Raw genomic sequence first — 211 nt, 5'->3', positions numbered from 1 at the left:
GCGAACCGCCGGCTTCCAGTCGAGCGGCGAGGCCGAGCCCGGCAGCCTTCGCCTGCTCCTCGGCGATGGTCCTCGCTGTTGCCGCGAGCTCCTCGAGGCCGTTCATGGCAGGGTTGACGCCGACGAGGGTGAGTTCTCGCTCGACGACGGTGAGGTCGGCTCCCCATACCTCGGCGAGGATCCGGCGCAGGTACGGCGTTGCGTGGTCCCA

General features: G+C 70.1%; 1 pseudogene. It reads right to left on the bottom strand.

Features of this window, described 5'->3' with window-relative positions:
* Nucleotides 1-211: pseudogene (locus BN358_RS26200) on the bottom strand (flavodoxin family protein); the annotation flags it as partial.

It is taken from the genome of Sedimentibacter sp. B4, assembly GCF_000309315.1.
In the GTDB taxonomy this organism is placed as follows: domain Bacteria; phylum Bacillota; class Clostridia; order Tissierellales; family Sedimentibacteraceae; genus Sedimentibacter; species Sedimentibacter saalensis.
Note: the sequence above shows the minus strand (reverse complement) of the source record. Positions and strands in the feature narration are given on the sequence as shown.